Below are 1,438 nucleotides of genomic sequence, written 5' to 3'. Positions count from 1 at the left end.
TGAATCATTCGCGCGCCGAGGAACTGCGCGCGAGCCTCGACCAGATCTACCGGATCGCGCGCTTTCGCCTCGACGACCTGATCGACGCCTGACACCGTCGCCCGACGCGGCCGCCGGACATCGCAATCCGGTCCGCTGCGTCGCGGCGGCCCGATCGCCTCACTGAAACAAGGAAACATCATGGCTGTTCCGCTTCTCGATCCGAACGCACCCGATTTCACGCGGCGCTACGTGAATCTTGCCGACCCGCGTCTCGGTGCGCAGGCGCTCGAGGCCAGCGACGATTTCTTCGCGCCGAAGGACCGGATGCTGAACCCCGAGCCGGCCGTCTTCATCCCCGGCAAGTACGACGACCACGGCAAGTGGATGGACGGCTGGGAAACGCGCCGCAAGCGCACGACCGGCTACGACTGGTGCATCGTCAAGCTCGCGCGCCCGGGCGTGATCAAGGGCTTCGACATCGACACGAGCCACTTCACCGGCAACTTCCCGCCGGCCGCGTCGATCGAGGCCGCGTTCGTGGCCGACGGCGCACCGACGCAGGCGACCGAGTGGGTCGAGATCGTGCCGTCGACGACGCTGCAGGGCAACAGCCATCACTACGTCGAAGCGAACGATGCACGCTCGTTCACGCACCTGCGCGTGAACATCTACCCGGACGGCGGCATCGCGCGCCTGCGCGTGTACGGCCAGCCGCAGCTCGACTGGGCCGGCGCGAGCGCGACCGAGCAGTTCGACCTCGCGGCGATGGAAAACGGCGGTTACGTCGTGGCCGCGAACAACCAGCACTTCGGCGTCGCGTCGAACCTGCTGCTGCCGGGCCGCGGCGTGAACATGGGCGACGGCTGGGAAACGCGCCGCCGCCGCGAACCGGGCAACGACTGGGCGATCATCGCGCTCGCGCAACCGGGCGTGATCCGCAAGATCGAAGTCGATACCGCGTTCTTCAAGGGCAATTACCCGGATCGGTGCTCGATCCAGGCCGCCTATGTGTCGGGCGGCACCGACAGCTCGTTGATCACGCAGTCGATGTTCTGGCCGGTGCTGCTCGGCGAACAGAAGCTGCAGATGGACAAGCAGCACTACTTCGAACACGACATCGCGTCGCTCGGCCCCGTCACGCACGTGCGACTGAACATCATTCCGGACGGCGGCGTGTCGCGCCTGCGCCTGTGGGGGACGCTCGACAAATGAAGACGCTTGCCATCGAACCGCTGACCAAGGAAGCCTTCGCGCCGTTCGGCGACGTGATCGAAACGGCAGGGGCGAAGCAGATCCCGATCAACCTCGGCACGACGATCCGCTTTCACGATCTCGCGAAAGTCGACGTGACCGATGAAGGCGGCCGCACGCTCGTCAACCTGTTCCGCGGCCAGCCGCGCACGCTGCCGTTCGAAGTGAAGATGCTGGAGCGGCATCCGCTCGGCAGCCAGGCGTT

At 66.3% G+C, this 1,438-nt stretch carries 2 protein-coding genes and 1 pseudogene; all 3 read left to right on the top strand.

All coding sequences use genetic code 11. From position 1 onward, the window contains the following. A pseudogene (locus JMF90_RS36935) lies at window positions 1-92 on the top strand (OHCU decarboxylase); the annotation flags it as partial. Window positions 93-180: 88 nt separating this feature from the next. Continuing rightward, complete coding sequence (gene alc / locus JMF90_RS36930) at window positions 181-1,194, top strand: allantoicase (RefSeq protein WP_006478544.1); 1,014 nt, start codon at window positions 181-183, stop codon at window positions 1,192-1,194. Continuing rightward, window positions 1,191-1,438: ureidoglycolate lyase (locus JMF90_RS36925; RefSeq protein WP_201326328.1), on the top strand; the 248-nt coding region annotated here is incomplete at its 3' end. The genes alc and JMF90_RS36925, both read left to right, overlap by 4 nt.

Source organism: Burkholderia sp. E168m23 (assembly GCF_016586125.1).
GTDB lineage: Bacteria > Pseudomonadota > Gammaproteobacteria > Burkholderiales > Burkholderiaceae > Burkholderia > Burkholderia orbicola.
This window is presented reverse-complemented; position numbering and strand designations above follow the sequence as displayed.

What these genes read in the sequence shown, in the direction of transcription:
- alc (WP_006478544.1), top strand. Translation starts at nt 181, where the DNA reads ATGGCTGTTCCGCTTCTCGATCCGAACGCACCCGATTTCACGCGGCGC.